Source organism: Actinotignum timonense, assembly GCF_002860685.3.
Classification (GTDB): domain Bacteria; phylum Actinomycetota; class Actinomycetes; order Actinomycetales; family Actinomycetaceae; genus Actinotignum; species Actinotignum timonense.
On the sequence record NZ_CP136960.1, the window covers coordinates 1,671,266 to 1,688,206 of the forward strand.

14 protein-coding genes are annotated in these 16,941 nt (G+C 62.5%); 3 read left to right on the forward strand and 11 right to left on the reverse strand.

Annotation, left to right across the window (positions count from 1 at the left end; translation table 11 throughout):
- Positions 1–36: 36 nt before the first annotated feature.
- The 3 genes from CYJ17_RS06950 to xerD all read right to left on the reverse strand — a co-directional run bounded on the left by CYJ17_RS06950 (position 37) and on the right by xerD (position 2,741).
- Positions 37–870 (reverse strand): segregation and condensation protein A, encoded by an 834-nt coding sequence (locus tag CYJ17_RS06950; protein WP_087070775.1) that lies wholly within the window; start codon positions 868–870, stop codon positions 37–39.
- A gap of 12 nt (positions 871–882) precedes the next feature.
- Positions 883–1,731, reverse strand: coding sequence for a ParA family protein (locus CYJ17_RS06955; protein ID WP_087070774.1), 849 nt, complete (start codon positions 1,729–1,731; stop codon positions 883–885).
- A gap of 86 nt (positions 1,732–1,817) precedes the next feature.
- Positions 1,818–2,741 (reverse strand): site-specific tyrosine recombinase XerD, encoded by a 924-nt coding sequence (gene xerD, locus CYJ17_RS06960; RefSeq protein ID WP_087070773.1) that lies wholly within the window; start codon positions 2,739–2,741, stop codon positions 1,818–1,820.
- A 214-nt stretch (positions 2,742–2,955) separates the two neighbouring features.
- Between xerD and tkt the strand changes: the two genes are divergently transcribed.
- From tkt to CYJ17_RS06975, 3 genes are all read left to right on the forward strand, one after another.
- Entirely contained in the window at positions 2,956–5,037 is a 2,082-nt protein-coding gene (tkt, locus tag CYJ17_RS06965; protein ID WP_087070772.1) for a transketolase, read from the forward strand.
- A 330-nt stretch (positions 5,038–5,367) separates the two neighbouring features.
- Positions 5,368–6,888, forward strand: a complete 1,521-nt coding sequence (gene zwf, locus CYJ17_RS06970) for a glucose-6-phosphate dehydrogenase (RefSeq protein WP_087070771.1) — start codon at positions 5,368–5,370, stop codon at positions 6,886–6,888.
- A 77-nt stretch (positions 6,889–6,965) separates the two neighbouring features.
- Positions 6,966–7,907 carry a glucose-6-phosphate dehydrogenase assembly protein OpcA gene (locus CYJ17_RS06975; protein WP_026429338.1) on the forward strand — a complete coding sequence of 314 codons (942 nt, stop codon included), beginning with the start codon at positions 6,966–6,968 and terminating at the stop codon, positions 7,905–7,907.
- Positions 7,908–8,105: 198 nt separating this feature from the next.
- Here CYJ17_RS06975 and secG read toward each other — a convergent pair whose 3' ends face one another.
- The 8 genes from secG to uvrC all read right to left on the reverse strand — a co-directional run bounded on the left by secG (position 8,106) and on the right by uvrC (position 16,941).
- Positions 8,106–8,351 carry a preprotein translocase subunit SecG gene (gene secG, locus CYJ17_RS06980; protein ID WP_016442760.1) on the reverse strand — a complete coding sequence of 82 codons (246 nt, stop codon included), beginning with the start codon at positions 8,349–8,351 and terminating at the stop codon, positions 8,106–8,108.
- A 238-nt stretch (positions 8,352–8,589) separates the two neighbouring features.
- On the reverse strand, positions 8,590–9,366 hold the full coding sequence (tpiA, locus tag CYJ17_RS06985; protein ID WP_026429336.1) for a triose-phosphate isomerase: 777 nt from the start codon (positions 9,364–9,366) through the stop codon (positions 8,590–8,592).
- Positions 9,366–10,556 carry a phosphoglycerate kinase gene (locus CYJ17_RS06990; RefSeq protein ID WP_026429335.1) on the reverse strand — a complete coding sequence of 397 codons (1,191 nt, stop codon included), beginning with the start codon at positions 10,554–10,556 and terminating at the stop codon, positions 9,366–9,368. Before CYJ17_RS06990 ends, tpiA begins: the two co-directional genes overlap by 1 nt.
- Positions 10,557–10,631: 75 nt before the next feature.
- The gene (gene gap / locus CYJ17_RS06995) at positions 10,632–11,639 is read right to left on the reverse strand and encodes a type I glyceraldehyde-3-phosphate dehydrogenase (RefSeq protein ID WP_026429334.1); all 1,008 of its coding nucleotides are present in this window, start codon (positions 11,637–11,639) and stop codon (positions 10,632–10,634) included.
- A 245-nt stretch (positions 11,640–11,884) separates the two neighbouring features.
- The gene (gene whiA, locus CYJ17_RS07000; protein ID WP_087070770.1) at positions 11,885–12,871 is read right to left on the reverse strand and encodes a DNA-binding protein WhiA; all 987 of its coding nucleotides are present in this window, start codon (positions 12,869–12,871) and stop codon (positions 11,885–11,887) included.
- Positions 12,872–12,955: 84 nt separating this feature from the next.
- Positions 12,956–13,912 carry a gluconeogenesis factor YvcK family protein gene (locus tag CYJ17_RS07005; protein ID WP_087070769.1) on the reverse strand — a complete coding sequence of 319 codons (957 nt, stop codon included), beginning with the start codon at positions 13,910–13,912 and terminating at the stop codon, positions 12,956–12,958.
- Positions 13,912–14,859 carry an RNase adapter RapZ gene (rapZ, locus tag CYJ17_RS07010; protein WP_026429331.1) on the reverse strand — a complete coding sequence of 316 codons (948 nt, stop codon included), beginning with the start codon at positions 14,857–14,859 and terminating at the stop codon, positions 13,912–13,914. The genes CYJ17_RS07005 and rapZ overlap by 1 nt, the downstream gene beginning before the upstream one ends.
- Positions 14,860–14,952: 93 nt before the next feature.
- The gene (uvrC, locus tag CYJ17_RS07015) at positions 14,953–16,941 is read right to left on the reverse strand and encodes an excinuclease ABC subunit UvrC (RefSeq protein WP_101594713.1); all 1,989 of its coding nucleotides are present in this window, start codon (positions 16,939–16,941) and stop codon (positions 14,953–14,955) included.

The window sequence follows — 16,941 nt, forward strand, 5'->3', positions numbered from 1 at the left end:
CAGGGTGCGCGGGCTGCGCACGCCTTGTGGCCCAGTCTAGTCGCTGCCCGGCGCGGTGGTTGCTGATACCTCGCCGTATTCCGCGGCGACGTCGCCCGCCCCGGCCGCCCCGCGATCATCTAACGGGGTGGGGCGCAGCACCAGCGCACCCAGCGGTTCATCCTGCTCCGCGGCAATCGCGCCCCGGCGCAGCAATTCCAGCACCGCCAAAAAGCGGGCCACCACCACCTGCACCGATCCGGCATCCGCGCACAGCTGCGTGAACGTGAAAGACTCCCCCGCCCGGAAACGTTCCTCCAGGTAGGCCACCTGGCTGGCTACCGGAACCACCGGGGAGTGCAGGTGCTCCAGCTGGACCACCGGTTCGGAGGTATCGCGGGTAAAAGCGCGGGCGGCCAGTAGCGCCAGGTCCATAACCCCGAGCGGGAGGCGCACCTCCGGAAGTGCTTTCGCGTACATTTCTTCGAGGGGGACATCGCGGCCCACCCGCCGCCCGGTTTCTTCCAGGCGCGCCCCAAAATCGCGGGCGACCTCTTTGAACGCCCGGTATTGGAGGAGCTTGGCGAAGAGCAGATCGCGCTGCTCGAGGAGCTCCCAATCTTCTTCTTCGCTTTCGTGGCGGGGCAGCAGGCGCGCCAATTTCATATCGAGGAGGGTGGCGGCCACCACCAAGAACTCCGAGGTGGTGGAGAGATCCACTTCCGGCCGGGAACGAATCCAGGCAATGAACTCATCGGTGACTTCCGCCAGCGCCACCTCGGTAATATCCAAGTTTTTCTTGGAAATCATGGTGAGCAGCACCGAGAAGGGCCCCGAATACACATCGAGGTCAACATCGAAATCGGATGAGGCGTCAAAAAGAGTGGTCACGCCCACTCCCGCTTAGGCACTTTGGCCGCGGGCAATCACTTCGCGCGCCAGCTTCCGGTAGGCCACCGCCCCCGGGTGCGAGGGCGCATACTGGGTGATGGGTTCCCCGGCCACCGAAGCATCTGGGAACTTCACGGTGCGGGCAATATAGGTGTGGTAGACCTTTTCCCCGAAGCCTTCGTGTACGGAACGCATCACATCACGCGAATGGAGGGTACGCATATCCACCATGGTGAGAAGCACCCCGTCAATAGTGAGCCGCGGATTGAGGCGATCCTGCACCCGCCCGATTTGCTCGGTGAGCAGCGCCACCCCGCGCATGGCGAAGTACTCCGCCTCCAGCGGGATAATCACCCCGTGCGCGGCCGTGAGCGCATTAACGGTGAGCAGGCCCAGGGAGGGCTGGCAGTCAATAATAATGACGTCATAATCATCGAGGACCGGCCGCAGCACCCGGCTGAGAGCCTGTTCGCGCGCCACTTCATTAATGAGCACAATTTCGGCCGCGGAGAGGTCAATATTGGCCGGGACCACATCCAGGCCCTCCACCTTCGAGTGCTGGATAATGCCCCGCACATCCGGTTTCGCGGAAATGAGTTCGTTATAAATGGTGCGATCCAGCGCGCGGGCATTAATCCCCAGACCGGCCGAGGCGGCGCCCTGCGGATCGAAATCCACAATGAGAACGCGCCGGCCGTATCCGGCCAGCGCCGCGGCGAGGTTAATCGACGTCGTTGTTTTCCCCACCCCGCCCTTCTGGTTGGACATCGCAATAATGCGCGCCGGGCCGTGTTCCTGCAAAGGCTCCGGTTCGGGAAAATCCACGTTCTCAGTTTCAAAAAGCGCGTTCTGTTCGGTCACATCTCTAGGGTACCTAAACTCGGAGGACTTGCGGTGCCATTTCTGGCGAAGAGCGTAGAACGACGACGCCGCGCCTGCCCCGCTTCCTACTCACTGCGCAGTGCCCGCGGGTGCGAGGTGGCATACACCTCCTTGAGTACCTCGCGGGAAACCTGGGTATAAATCTGGGTGGTGGTCACCGAGGAATGCCCGAGCAGCTCCTGGACCACCCGCACATCCGCGCCGCCCTGGAGCAGGTGGGTGGCAAAAGAATGCCGCAGCGAATGCGGGGACACATGGGTGGTTATACCGGCACGCTCGGCAGCCTGGCGAATAATGAGCCAGGCGCTCTGGCGGGAAAGGGCCCGCCCGCGGGTATTGAGGAAGAGTGTGGTTACGCCTTCCCCGCGCGCGGCCAGCTCCGGGCGGGCCCGGGTGGTGTAGGCATCCAGGGCTTCCAGGGCGTAGCGCCCGAGCGGCACCACCCGTTCTTTGCGACCCTTGCCGAAAAGCCGAATCGTGGCCGTCTCCGTATCAATATCATCAGCGGTGAGCCCGAGGGCTTCGGAAATGCGCGCGCCCGTCCCGTACAGGACTTCCAGGAGTGCGTGGTCGCGCAGGCCCAGGGGCGGCGGGGTGGCCCCGGCCGCCTCAATCATGGCGGTGACCTCCGCGATTGTCAGAGCTTCGGGCAGGCGCGCGGGGAGTTTCGGGGGACGCACCCGGCTGGCCGGATTGGCCGGGCTGGCGCCGTCGTCGTATAAAAACGTATGAAAAGCCCGCACCGCGGTCACGGCCCGCGCAATAGAAGCCGGGGCCATTCCGGTGAGCGTTTCGGAAAAGGACGCGACGTCCTCTTCGCGCACCTCGGCGGGGCTGGTGACGCCGCGGGAATCTAGGTGCGCAAGATATTTACGCAAATCACGCCGATAAGCGGCCACGGTATTGCGCGATAACGCGCGTTCGACGGTGATATGGGCGAGGAATTGCGTAACCGCGCGCTGTAGGGGCGGGGTGCCGGGTTCGGCCATATATTCTCCTTCGCGGATGCGCGGTAGGCGTGCCGTGCGCACACGTTACTCGGGCGGGCGTGCCCTCGCGCAGTAGTGGCCGCGGTACTCGGGCTTTCGTGCCCTCGCGCCGGGCGCGAACGGGGGTGGGCCTCGGGCGCGCGAAACCCGCTCGACCAGTAGACTAGTGCGTGGCACATCTCATGTAACCACAACCTTATGTTAGGAGAATTCAATGGCGAAGCTCGAATGGTCGCAGCTCGATCAGCGGGCCGTGGATACCACGCGGCTGCTGGCCGCGGATGCGGTGCAAAAAACCGGGAATGGGCACCCGGGAACGGCCATGTCCCTGGCGCCGGCGGCCTATCTGCTCTACCAGCGGGTCATGAACCACGATCCGGCGGATTCTGCGTGGGTGGGCCGTGACCGTTTCATTCTCTCGGCCGGGCATTCCTCCCTCACGCAATACAATCAGCTGCTGCTGGCCGGCTACGGTCTGGAACTTGATGATATTAAGGCGCTGCGCACCCTCCATTCCAAGACTCCCGGGCATCCGGAATATGGCTATACCAACGGGGTGGAAATGACCACCGGGCCGCTGGGTCAGGGCCTGGCCTCCGCGGTGGGATTCGCGATGGCCTCCCGGCGCGCCCACGGGCTTTTCGACCGGGATACCCCGCTTGGCGAGTCCGTTTTCGATCATTTTGTGTACGTGATTGCCGGCGATGGCTGCCTCCAGGAAGGCGTGACCAGTGAGGCTTGCTCGCTGGCGGGCACCCAGGAGCTCGGAAATCTTATTCTCATTTACGATGACAACCGCATCTCCATTGAGGACAATACCTCGATTGCTTTCAGTGAGGATGTGCTGGCGCGTTACGAAGCCTACGGTTGGCACACCCAGCACGTGAATTGGATTAAGGAGGATGGCTCCTACCAGGAGGATGTCCAGGCGCTCTACGATGCGATTCTGGCAGCCCAGCAGGTCACCGATAAGCCCTCCATTATCAAGCTCTCCACCATCATTGCCTGGCCGGCGCCCACCAAGCAGAACACCGGCGCTTCACACGGCTCGGCCCTGGGCGTGGAGGAAATTCGCGCCACCAAGGAAATTCTGGGCTTCGACCCGGATATTGATTTCCCGCTGGAAGATGAAGTGCTGGCCCACACCCGCACACATGCGGCAGAGCGGGCAGCCGCGGCCCGTAAGGATTGGGATGCGCGCTTCGAAGCCTGGCGGGCTTCCCATCCGGAAGAAGCCGCGCTCTATGATCGCATCCGGGCCAAGAAGTTCCCGGAGGGCTGGGAAAAGAAGCTGCCGAGCTGGGAGCCGGATCCCAAGGGTATCGCTACCCGCGCGGCTTCCGGGGCGGTGCTCAATGCCCTGGCCCCGGTACTCCCTGAGCTGTGGGGCGGTTCGGCCGATCTGGCCGGCTCGAATAACACCACGATGAAGGGCGAACCTTCCTTCCTGCCCGCGCATCGCTCCTCGGAGATGTTCTCCGGTGATATTTACGGGCGTACCCTCCACTTCGGTATCCGCGAATTCGCCATGGGCGCGATCATTAACGGAATTACCCTCGATGGGCTCACCCGCGCCTACGGCGGTACCTTCTTTGTGTTCTCCGATTACATGCGCGGCGCGGCCCGCCTGGCGGCCATCATGAATATCCCCTCGATTTTCGTGTGGACGCATGATTCGGTGGGTGTGGGTGAGGACGGCCCCACCCACCAGCCCATCGAACACCTGTGGGCTTACCGCGCCATTCCGCGCCTCAATATTGTGCGGCCGGCCGATGCGAATGAAACCGCGGCCGCGTGGCGCGGAGCGTTGGAGAAGGTCGACGGCGGGCCTACCGGGCTCATCCTCACCCGCCAGGGCGTGCCGGTTCTGGAAGGGACCTCCACCGAAGGCGTCCTCAAGGGCGGCTACGTGCTGGCGGACTCCCCCACCGGGACGGTCGATGTGCAGCTGCTGGCCACCGGTTCGGAAGTGCAGCTCGCGGTAGCGGCGCAGAAGACCCTCGCGGAGCAGGGCGTGGGTGCCCGCGTTATCTCGCTGCCCTGCCTGGAGTGGTTCGAAGCTCAGGATCGGGCCTACCGCGATGCGGTGATCCTCCCCGATGTGAAGGCGCGCGTCTCGGTGGAAGCTGGCGCCACCTTCGGCTGGGCTGGCTACGTTGGCGATGCCGGGCGCAGCGTGGGTATCAATACCTACGGAGAATCCGGCCCCGGCGGTGAGCTCATGAAGGAATACGGGATGACCGCCGAGCACGTGGTGTCGGCAGCCCTCGAATCCATCGAAGCAGCGCGCGGGTAGCTGGCACTTAGCTGCCGTAGCCGATAGCTGGCGGCTAGCAGGCAGTTAGCAAACACCTAGCTGGCGGGAACCGCACTCGTTTCACGCTAGTCGCGTAACATCATCAAGGTCGCGTGGCCGCTGTGCCGGTCACGCGACCTTGATTAGTTGTGGCAGTTTCGGCTCCGGAGGTTATTCGTTGTCCTATAAGCCGTTTACGCGAACTGGGCGACCAGCGGCTCCCGGAGCCGTCCGCACACCGTGATGGACACAGCCGTGCCCCTTTTCGGCTCAAGCGTCTACCATAAGACAGGCGCATATTCTCGCCCGCTTTTTCACGACAGGAATTTTATGGTTGCTCCTACCTCAGGTAATCCGCTCCGTGCCGTCGCTGACCGCCGCCTCCAGCGAGTGGCCGGCCCCTGCGGCATTGTTCTTTTTGGCATCACCGGTGACTTGGCGAACCGCAAAATTCTTCCTGCTCTCTACGATCTGGCGAATCGGGGGCTGTTACCGCCGTCGTTCTCCATTATCGGAGTGGCGCGCCGTCCCGTGGACGCGGCCCGCAGTGTTGAAGCGGCCATCCGCAACGGCGCCCAAACTCCGGTTATCTCCACCACTCTGGCCCAAATCCTCGACGGTTTACGGATGGTCGAAGGCCAGTACAACGATCCGGAACTTTACCGCGCCCTCGGGGCGACCATGGCGGATGTGGATGCCACCCGCGGTACCGGCGGTAATTTCGCTTTTTATCTTTCCATTCCGCCCAGCCTTTTCCCAGTGGTGACCGAAGGGCTCGCCAACGCCGGGCTCAACCGCGGGGCACCGGGCAGCTGGCGGCGCGTGGTTATCGAGAAGCCCTTCGGGCACGATATGGCTTCCGCGCGTGAACTCAATGCTTCGGTGAGCGGGGTCTTCCCCCACGATTCGGTTTTCCGCATCGACCACTACCTCGGTAAAGAAACGGTGCAGAATATCCTCGCGCTGCGTTTCGCTAACGAGCTTTACGAGCCGCTGTGGAATTCTTCGCATGTGGACCACGTGCAAATCACCATGGCGGAGGATATTGGGATTGGTTCGCGCGCCGGGTATTACGACGGTATCGGGGCCACCCGCGATGTTATCCAAAACCACCTGCTTCAGCTGCTTGCCCTCACCGCGATGGAGGAGCCGACCTCTTTCCACGCCGATGCGCTGCGGGCCGAAAAGGAGAAAGTCCTCGAGGCTACCCACCTGTTCGGGAGCCCGGCGCAGGCTTCGGTGCGGGCGCAGTATTCCAGCGGGTGGCAGGGTGGCCAGTGGGTGCGCGGCTACCGGGAAGAAGACGGTATCCCCGCTGAATCCGTGACCGATACCTACGGGGCCATTGCCCTGGGGATTGAGACGCGGCGCTGGTCCGGGGTTCCGTTCTACCTGCGCACCGGCAAGCGGCTCGGGCGGCGTGTTTCCGAAATTGCGGTGGTCTTCCGCAACCCGCCCTTCCTGCCCTTCCCGGACGTGGCCGGCCTGGGCCAAAACACCCTGGTTATCCGGGTGCAACCCAATGAAGGTATCACTTTTAAATTCGGTTCCAAGGTGCCCGGCTCGGAAATGCGCCTGCGTGATGTCACCATGGACTTCGCCTACGGCCACGCTTTTACCGAGTACACCCCGGAAGCTTACGAGCGCCTCATTCTTGACGTGCTACTGGGCGATCCGCCGCTCTTCCCGCAAACCCGCGAGGTGGAAGAATCCTGGCGGATTATTGACCAGGTGGAAAACTATTGGGATGCTCATCCGGAGTCCCTGGAAACCTACGCGCCCGGGTCCTGGGGCCCGGCCGGTGCCGATGCCATGCTCGCCGCCCACGGCCACGCCTGGCGCCGCCCCTAGCCGGCACTCTCAGCGGCCCCCTAGGCCGGCACCCTAAGCGGCCCCTATCCCGTACCTGAAAGATCCGAGGAAGCTTCATGATTAACCATATTGCCGATACCACGTCCGCCCAGGTGGGCCAGCAGCTTGATCAATTGCGCGGAACTTCCGGGGTGGGAGCCCTCGGGAGGGTCCTCACGCTCATTATTGTGGCGCATACCGAGGGCGGGGTGCGCGATGCCCTCGAGGCGGCAGCCGGGGCCTCCCGCGCCCACCCTTCGCGGATTATCGCGGTGCTTCCCGTGGCTGGGGAAACCGCGCGCCTCGATGCGGAAATCCGCACCGGATCCGAGGCCGGCGCTTCCGAGATCGTTATTTTGCGCGCCCACGCGGGTGCCGCGGAGAATGTGGATACCCTGGTGACCCCGCTGCTGCTCCCCGATACTCCCGTGGTGACGTGGTGGATTCAGAATATGCCGGAAAACCCGGCGGCGACCGCGGCCGGCCGCATCGCGCAGCGCCGCATCACCACCACCCGCACCGCCGATCACCCAGCCCTGGCGCTCCAGCATCTTTCCGCCAATTACGTTCCCGGGGATACCGACCTGGGCTGGGCGGGCACCACCCTGTGGCGCAATTACATCGCTTCCATGGTCGATGAATTCCCGGGCCGCACCATTACCGGCGCGAAGGTATGGGGGCGCCCGCACCGTTCCTCGCTTTTCTTGCTCGCCGCGTGGCTGCGGTTGCGCCTGGATGTTCCGGTGGAGATTGAACCGCAGGAGGGCGCTCCGATTACCGGCGTGGAGATTTTCTTGAACGACGGCGCAGCTCTCAGCCTGCATCGCACCCCGGGCAATGATCACGGCATGATGCTGCGCCCAGGCCGGGCTCCCCAGGAAGTATCTTTGCCGGTGCGCAGCCTTGAAGCGATGCTCATCGAGGATCTGCGCGACCTCAATCCCGATACCGCCTACGGCGAGGTCCTCACCAAGGGACTCCCTCTGCTCGACTACTCCCCCGCGGATGTGGATGTGTAGTCCCCCGGATGCGGGTATGGAGTCTCCCGCGGATGTGGATGTGAAAGCTCCCGCGAACGCAGAGACTGTAGCCACGGGTAGCACTGCGGCATACGGCGCGTAGCATCTAGGGCAGGAAACAGGGCCGGTACGTCATCATTTACGTACCGGCCCCGCTGTTTAAGACCTATATTGACGCCTCGTGAAAACTCTGAGGGCTTAGATGCCGACCTTGACGATGAGGCCGATGAGGATAATGGAAATTCCCCAAATGAGGGCAAGCACCACGGTGATGCGGTTGAGGTTGCGTTCGGCTACGCCGGAGGAACGCATGGACGTGGAAATGCCGCCACCGAACATATCGGAGATTCCGCCGCCCTTGCCTTTGTGCAGCAAGATGGAGAGCGTGAGGAAGATGCTGGTGATGAGCATAAGCACTTCGCAGGTAATGAGCAAAGCTTTCATTTCCAGTCCTTTCGAGTGCTTCGTGCACCCGGAGAGTAATAGAGTCCTTGGTTAGTGTACCTGGTGGAACCGGGCTGCGGGAAATAAAACGTGCGGGGTGGGAAGAATCCCACCCCGCACGCCGGAGCTAACCGGTATCAACAGCTAACCGGTACCAACCGGTAGGGCCAGAGCTTTCGCTCCCAGCCCGTAGCTAAGCCATGAGCCGGTATGGATTCCGGCTCTAGCCGGTGTGGCCTTAGCCGCGGAACATCACGATCTTCGCGAATTCTTCCGCCTTGAGGCTGGCGCCGCCCACGAGGGCACCGTCAACATCAGGCTGGGCCATGATTTCCTGGACGTTAGCAGCCTTGACCGATCCGCCGTACTGGATACGAACCGCGGCAGCCGCATCCGCACCGAAGGTTTCTTCGATACGGGCCCGGATAGCGCCGCAGACTTCCTGGGCGTCTTCCGGGGTGGCTACTTCGCCGGTGCCAATAGCCCAGATGGGCTCGTAGGCGATCACGAGCTTGGCGATATCCGCGGCCTGGAAACCTGCGAAGAGTTCGTCAATCTGGGAGACGACGTACTCCACGTGCCGGCCTTCCTTGCGCACCTCAAGTTCTTCACCGCAGCAGACGATAGGCGTCATGCCAGCGCCAAGAACCTTCTGTGCCTTCTGGCCGATGAGTTCATTGCTTTCGCCGTGGTAGGCGCGCCGTTCCGAATGGCCCACGATGACGTAGCTGCACCCGAGCTTGGAAAGCATCGAGGTAGAGATTTCGCCGGTGTAGGCGCCTTCGTCATGCACGGAGACATCCTGGGCACCGTAGGCGATGCGCAGCTCATCCGATTCGCACAGGGTCTGGATGGAACGCAGATCAGTGTAGGGGGCGAAAACCGCCACATCCACATCACCGTAGGTGAAACCGGCGTCGTCCAGGGTCCACGCGACTTTTTGGACAAGGTGGGTAGCCTCAAGATGATCCATATTCATCTTCCAGTTACCCGCCATCAGGGGGGTGCGTGCCATTAATCCTCCAGAACAGCGATACCGGGCAGGGTCTTACCCTCGAGGAATTCGAGGGAAGCGCCACCGCCGGTGGAAATGTGGTTGAACTTCTCTTCGTCGAAGCCGAGGATGCGCACGGCCGCCGCGGAGTCACCGCCACCAACGATGGTGAAGCCTTCGGCATCCTGCATGGCCTGGGCAACGCCCTTCGTGCCCTCGGCGAAGGCCGGGAATTCGAAGACGCCCATGGGGCCGTTCCAGACGATCGTCTTCGAGGAAGCGATCTTCTCCGCGTATTCGGCCACGGTTTCCGGCCCGATATCCAGGCCCATGCCGTTGGCGGGCATATCGGAAGCGGAAACGATTTCGGACTCAGCGTCCTTATCGAACTTATCAGCGACGACGACGTCTACCGGCAGGAGCAGCTCCACGCCCTTATTGGACGCGGTCTCCAGGTACTCGCGGGCCTTCTCGATCTGGTCATCTTCGCACAGCGAGGAACCGATCTCATAACCCTTAGCGCGCAGGAAGGTGAAGGCCATGCCGCCACCGATAAGGAGAACATCAGCCTTGTCCAAGAGGTTCTCAATCACGCCGATCTTATCGGACACCTTGGAGCCACCCAGCACCACGGTGTAGGGGCGCTCCGGATCCGCGGTGGCCTTGGACAGCGAATTAATTTCCTTGGCAACAAGCTCACCGGCGGCCGAAGGCAGCAGCTTCGCAATATCGTAAACCGAGGCCTGCTTGCGGTGCACCACACCGAAACCGTCGGAAACGAACACATCGGCCAGCGCGGCGTATTCCTTGGCGAGAGCTTCGCGGTCAGCATCGACCTTCGAGTCTTCGCGCTTGTCGTAACGCACGTTCTGGAGCAGCACGATGTCGCCGTCGTTCAGGGCCTCGATCTTGGCCTTGGCGTCCGGGCCCACGGTGTCCTCCGCGAGGGGGACCTCACGGCCGAGCAGTTCACCCAGGCGCTTGGCTACCGGAGCGAGGGAGAATTCCGGCTTCGGCTCGCCCTTGGGGCGGCCCAGGTGCGCGGAAACGATGACCTTCGCCTTGGCGTCGAGGAGACGCTTAATGGTGGGCAGCGCGGCGCGGATACGGCCGTCATCGGTGATGCGATCCCCGTCCAGCGGAACGTTGAAATCGGAACGAACAAAAACCTTCTTGCCGGTGAGGTCACCGAGCGATTCAATAGTCCTCATATTTTTCCTTTCGCGTAGGGAAGCCCGTGCGCGCTAGCGCACGCACGGGCTTCACATCAGCTCATCGCTTGATCTTTAGAGCTTGCTCGCAACGAGGTTGGCAAGCTTCACGAGGGAAGCGGCGTAGCCGTATTCGTTGTCGTACCAAGCGCCGATCTTGACCTGGCCGTCCATCACCTTGGTGAGGCCGGCATCGAAGATGGACTGGTGGTGATCACCGATGATGTCCGAAGAAACGATGGGATCCTCGGTGTAAGCGAGGGTGCCCTTGAGAGCGCCTTCGGAGGCTTCCTTCATCGCGGCGTTGATTTCTTCCACGGTGACATCGGACTTCTCAGCTTCGAAGGTGAGGTCCGTGAGGGAGCCGGTGATGGTGGGGACGCGCACGGCGTAACCATCGAGCTTGCCCTTGAGTTCGGGGAGAACCAGAGCCACGGCCTTGGCCGCACCGGTGGTGGTGGGGACCATGTTCTGCGCGGCCGCGCGGGCGCGACGCAGATCCTTGTGGGGGCCGTCCTGCAGGTTCTGATCCGCGGTGTAAGCGTGGATCGTGGTCATGAGACCCTTCTTGACGCCGAACTTGTCCACGAGGACCTTCGCCACCGGGGCGAGGCAGTTCGTGGTGCAGGAAGCGTTGGAAATAATATTGTGCTTGGCCGGATCGTACTGATCGGAGTTCACGCCGATAACGAAGGTGGCATCTTCACCCTTCGCCGGGGCGGAAATAAGAACCTTCTTAGCGCCGGCTTCGATATGAGCCTGGCAGGCTTCACCGGTGCGGAAGCGGCCGGTGCACTCGAGAACGATATCAACCTCGAGTTCCTTCCACGGGAGGTTGGCCGGATCCTTTTCAGCAAGAACCTTAATCTTCTTGCCGTCGAGCACGAATCCATCTTCGGTTGCTTCAATCTCCACGGGGAGGCGGCCGCCGGCGGTGTCATACTTCAGCAGGTGGGCGAGAGTCTTGATATCGGTCAGGTCATTGACCGCGACGATCTCGAAATCCGCACCCTCGGCGAGGGCTGCGCGGACAGCGGCACGACCAATACGGCCGAAGCCGTTAATAGCAACGCGTACAGTCACTCTTTATCCTCCTCACGCGCCAGCTAGCGCGTTTCCAACTCGACTTCTTGTCTTTGAGAAGTCCGTCCGAGAACTTCTCTCGGAACCACTCACTATTCTACCGGTCACGTTCGGCTGGGGCTAATGCCAGTTGGAAGGAGCTTGCGAGCTTTGGCACAGAGCGAAACTTGAGAACGGCATAACACGCCCTTAGTCCCATTTTTGACTGTTCTATTTTTCGACGACGGCGAACGCGCTACCGCGCGTTAGGACATGGCCGTGTGCCCTGCCGCCCGCACTGCGGCCATCGTGTCCGGAATGCCCAGCTCCTTGGCCCGTTTATCCGCCATGGAATTCAGCCGACGCAAGCGCCCGGCCACCGCATCTTTCGTGGCGCGCGGGGTGAGTTGCTCCCCGAGCAGGTTGAGGGAATCTTCCGGGTGGGCGATACGCGCTTCGCCAGCCGCCCGCAAATTCTCCGGCACATCCGTGCCGAGAATTTCAAAAGCTCGCTTGACCCGAATCACCGCGATAACAGCGGCATCGGCACTGCGGCGCATATTTGCGTCGTCGAAATTAGCAAGACGGTTAACCGTGCCGTGGACTTCCCGTTCCACACGTAATTCTTCCCAGCGCAGCACGGCGTCATTGGCGCCCATGCGGGTGAGCATATCGGAGATCGCTTCTCCCCCGCGGATATCGATCCGGTGGGCCCCGCGCGATTCGCGTACCCGGTAGGGAATATCGAGGCGGCGGGCCAGCCCGCCCAGTGCGTAGGCCGCCTCGAGGCGCGGGCAAATAATCTCCAGGGAAGCATTGCGCCCGGGTTCCATGAGCGTGCCGCGCGCCAGGAAAGCTCCGCGCCAAGCAGCTCCCGCATCGGCTTTCGAGCCTCCCACCACCGCGGGTGGAAGCCCGCGTACCGGCCGGCCGTGCGCATCCAGGAGCCCAAGTTTCACCGCGATGCGCTCGGTGTTTTCCGAGGAACGCACCAGGAAACGCTGGCCCTGGCGCATCTGCGAGGAGACCGAGAGAAGTTCGGGTTCCACGGAGAACAGCTGGCGCACCAGTTCCCACAGGCGCTGCGCGGTGGGGCGGTGGCCCACTTCGGCCACCAGTTCCAGGGTGCGCGAACGCACGGCCAATCCCCCGCCGTACCGGAACATCGCGGTGAGTTCAGCCAGAGCGGCGGAAAGCGAGGCCGGCGTAACGGTGGCTAGCTCATCTTTCACCGTACGTGTTAACGCGGACACGACTCCCCTTCCTTCGATGGTGGGACCGCTGCTGACCGGGGAATATCCCGGTTGTGGATTCTTCCCCGTGCGGGAGCTTCCGATTTAGGAATCTCCTATGACGCCTTCGAAGGCATCCCGATAGGCAGCGGCCAAACGTAGCGCATCGTGACGTGCGCGATTATCGCCCATTCTAACCTGTCGCAGCATGAGAGTGGCCCCGATGCCTTCGGCTTCCGCGGCTACTTCACCGATATCGTCCACGCTGCGCGGATCGGCCACCACCACGTCAATGCGCAGATCAGGGGCGTGGCGGGCGAAGGAACGGATATGGTCCGCGGCGCTCATCCCCCAGGTTTCGCGCTCGGTACGCAGATTGAGGGCGAGGACCCGGCGGGCCGGGGAGCGCACCAGGGCCGCGTGCAGATCGGGAACCATGAGGTGGGGAATAACAGAGGTGTACCAGGAACCCGGCCCGAATACGATCCAATCGGCTTCGTCAATAGCGGCGATTGCTTCGGGCTGGGCGGGAGGATTCTCCGGAATGAGGCTGACGTGCTCCACTTTGCCGCGGGCCGTTGCCACCGCCACCTGACCGCGGTAGAGCTGGGGGCCGTCTTCCTCATCAATGACCCGTGCTTCGATTTCCAGCGGGATGGGTGACATGGGCAGCACCCGCCCGTCAATGCGCAGCAGCTGGCCCACCCAGTCGAGGCCGGAAACCGTGCTCCCCAATTGTTCCCACATGGAAACAATAAGGAGGTTCCCCATGGCGTGCCCGTTGAGGGGGCCTTCGGAGGAGAAACGATATTGCAGGACGTCGCGCCAGGTCTGGCCCCATTCGCCGTCGTCACATAAGGCAGACAGCGCCATGCGCAAATCTCCGGGCGGAATCACGTTGAACTCATCGCGTAAGCGCCCCGAGGAGCCGCCGTCGTCCGCAACGGTGACCACGGCGGTGATGTTTTGGGTGATGAGTCGCAGGGCCGAAAGTGAGGCATACAGGCCGTGACCGCCCCCGAGGGCGACGACGCGCGGGCCGCGACTACCGCGCCCGCCCATTATTCGCGCCCCAAATCACGGTGGATGGTGCGCACTGAGTGCCCGGCCGCCCGCAGTGCTTCGGATACCGCTTCCGCGATGGCCACCGAGCGGTGTTTCCCGCCGGTGCAGCCAATGGCAATGGTGGTGAAGGGTTTGAGTTCACGGGCGTAGCCGGCCAGGATGGTGTGGATGAGGTGGGAGTACTCGCGCACAAAAGCTTCCGCGCCGTCCTGCTCCAGCACGAAATGAGCTACCGGTTCATCGTGGCCACTCAGGTGGCGCAGCTCGGAAATCCAGTAGGGATTGGGCAGGAAGCGCACATCGGCCACATTATCCGCGTCCAGCGGCAGGCCGTATTTGAAGCCGAAGGACATAACCGTGACGCGGGTGGCTTCTGTTCCGGAGGTTTCGCCCACGAGGTGGCGGATTTTCCGGGAAAGATCGTGGACGGAAAGGCGGGACGTATCGATCACGGAATCGGCGCGGCTGCGCAGATCCGCGAGGAGTTTACGTTCCGCGGTAATGCCGTCGTAAAGCCGGCCGTGGCCCTGGAGCGGGTGGGGCCGGCGCACGCTTTCGTAGCGGCGTACCAGCGAGGCATCATCGGCATCCAGGAAGATAATGCGGTAATTAATACCACTATTCGTGAGATCGGTGAGGACTTCCAGGAGCTCAGCGAAGAATTCCCGGGAGCGCACATCCACCACCGCGGCCATCCGGGTCACTTTCCCGTTTCCGGAGAGCAGCCCGGCCAGGGCGCTGAGCAGGCGCGGCGGGAGGTTATCTACCACGTACCAGCCGAGGTCCTCCAGGGTGGCAGCCGCTCGGGAGCGCCCCGCGCCGGACATCCCCGTCACAATAATGATCTCCGGGACGTTGGCCGGCGGTAGTTCCGTGCTGCAATCAGCGGCCGGAACAATGGCGGGGATACGGGAAGTATCGTTGATGTCACGCGTGTCACTCATATCTCCATCATGCCACAACGTACGCGCCCCGCTACTCCTCCGGCAATGCTTCCTTAACGGCCCGCCGCGTCCAGTTTGCGCGAGGCCAACCCGTTATTCTTCACCCAGTGCTTCCTTAATGGCTGCCGCGAGCACCGGGCCGATGCCCGGCACTTTGGTGAGTTCCTCGATACTGGACTCCCGGATCCTTTTGACCGAGCCGAGCGCACTCAGCAATTTCTTTTGCTTGGCTGGCCCCAGCCCGGGGATGGCGTCGAGCGCGGAGCGGGTCATCGCCTGACCGCGTTTCTTGCGGTGGAAAGTAATGGCGAAGCGATGCGATTCATCGCGTAGTTGCTGGAGCAGGCGCAGCGCGGGCGAGGTACGCGGGAAAATAACCGGGAACTCCTCCCCTGGAATCCACACTTCTTCCAGGCGTTTGGCCAGGCCCACCACCCGCACATCGGCGCCGAGCTCATCAACCACCCGCTGGGCGGCATTGACTTGCGGGAGCCCACCGTCCACCACGAGGAGGTCGGGGCGGTAGGCGAAACGGCGCGGGGCAGCGGTGGGTGCGCCTGCGTCTTCCACGCCGCCGGCATCGGCGGCGTGCGCGGCGTCGTCGTTCAAACGGCGCAGCCGGCGGCGCAGCACTTCGTCCATCGCGGCGGTATCATCACGGGCCCCCTGGCCTTCCGGCCCGCGCACGATGAAATGCCGGTAATCGGAGGTTTTCTTCAGGCCGTCTTCGAAAACCACCATGGAGCCAACCTGCTGATGGCCCTGGGTATGGGAAATATCGTAGCCTTCGATGCGCAGCGGGGCGCGATCCAAATCCAGGCCGATGCGCAGTTCTTCCAGGGCTTGGGAACGCACTGTTATATCGGCGGCCCGCGCCAGCTTGTTACGGTCAAAAGCCTGCTTGGCATTCGCGTGCACGGTATCCGCCAGCTGGGCTTTGGGACCGCGCTGGGGGCGTTTCAGGTGGACCGGCCCGCCGCGCCGCTGGGCGAGCCAGCGTTCCAGCCCGGCCCGATCCGAGGGGAAAACCGGCACCCAAATCTCCCCCGGGATGGCCCCGGGCGGTACGTGGTCCCGATCATCAACGGAGGTTCCGGCCCGCACGGTGCGGTCCCCCTGGGTCCCCACCCCACGATAGGAGTCATATTCGGGATTGCCGTAAATATGGAGGAGCAGCGCGTTAATAATATCGGCCGGTTCGGTACCTTCGGTTTCCGTCACCCAGCCGCGCTGTCCGCGGATTCTACCGCCGCGCACGTAAAAAATCTGGACCGAGGCATCAATTTCATCGGATTCCAGCCCGATAATATCGGCGTTGAGATTGGAATCGAAGACCACAACATTGCGTTCGGTTGCGGTTTTCATCGCGGTGATTTCATCGCGTAGTTTCGCGGCCCGTTCAAAATCTTCCACGGCAGCTGCTTTTTTCATCTCCGCGGTGCGGGCGCGAATAAAATCGCTGCCGTCCGATTCCATGAATTTTACGAATTCTTCGGCGACGGCGCGATTCTCCGCCGCGCTCACCAGCCCGGCGCAGGCTCCGTTGCACAGCCCGATATGGGTGTTGAAGCAGGGTTTCCCGGTGCGCTGGCCCCGCCGAAATTCCGCATCGGAGCACGAGCGCATGGTAAACACGGGAAGCAGGGCGTCCAGCACTTTCCGGATCGCCCACACCTTGGTGTACGGCCCGAAGTACAGGGTGCCTTTGCGGTGCTTTTCCCGGGTGATATAGGCGCGCGGGAACTCCTCCCCCAGGGAAACCGCCAGGTAGGGATAGGACTTATTATCCCGAAACATCACGTTGAAGGGCGGTTCGAATTCCTTAATCCAGGAGTATTCCAGGGTGAGGGCCTCGATTTCACTACCCACCACCACCCACACCACATTGGTGGCGGTATGCACCATGGTGCGGATGCGCGGGATGAGGCGTTCGGGCGGCTGGAAATAATTCTGGAGCCGGTTGCGTAGATTCTTCGCTTTCCCGACGTAAAGAATGCGCCCTTCACCGTCCACGAAACGGTAGACGCCCGGGTCGGTGGGAATGGACGACGGCGCCGGGCGGTAGCTGCGTGGATCAGCCAC

Coding starts and splice junctions, on each gene's coding strand:
- xerD (WP_087070773.1), bottom strand. CDS start 2,741: ATGGCCGAACCCGGCACCCCGCCCCTACAGCGCGCGGTTACGCAATTC.
- tkt (WP_087070772.1), top strand. CDS start 2,956: ATGGCGAAGCTCGAATGGTCGCAGCTCGATCAGCGGGCCGTGGATACC.
- zwf (WP_087070771.1), top strand. CDS start 5,368: ATGGTTGCTCCTACCTCAGGTAATCCGCTCCGTGCCGTCGCTGACCGC.
- CYJ17_RS06975 (WP_026429338.1), top strand. CDS start 6,966: ATGATTAACCATATTGCCGATACCACGTCCGCCCAGGTGGGCCAGCAG.
- secG (WP_016442760.1), bottom strand. CDS start 8,351: ATGAAAGCTTTGCTCATTACCTGCGAAGTGCTTATGCTCATCACCAGC.
- tpiA (WP_026429336.1), bottom strand. CDS start 9,366: ATGGCACGCACCCCCCTGATGGCGGGTAACTGGAAGATGAATATGGAT.
- CYJ17_RS06990 (WP_026429335.1), bottom strand. CDS start 10,556: ATGAGGACTATTGAATCGCTCGGTGACCTCACCGGCAAGAAGGTTTTT.
- CYJ17_RS07005 (WP_087070769.1), bottom strand. CDS start 13,912: ATGGGCGGGCGCGGTAGTCGCGGCCCGCGCGTCGTCGCCCTCGGGGGC.
- rapZ (WP_026429331.1), bottom strand. CDS start 14,859: ATGAGTGACACGCGTGACATCAACGATACTTCCCGTATCCCCGCCATT.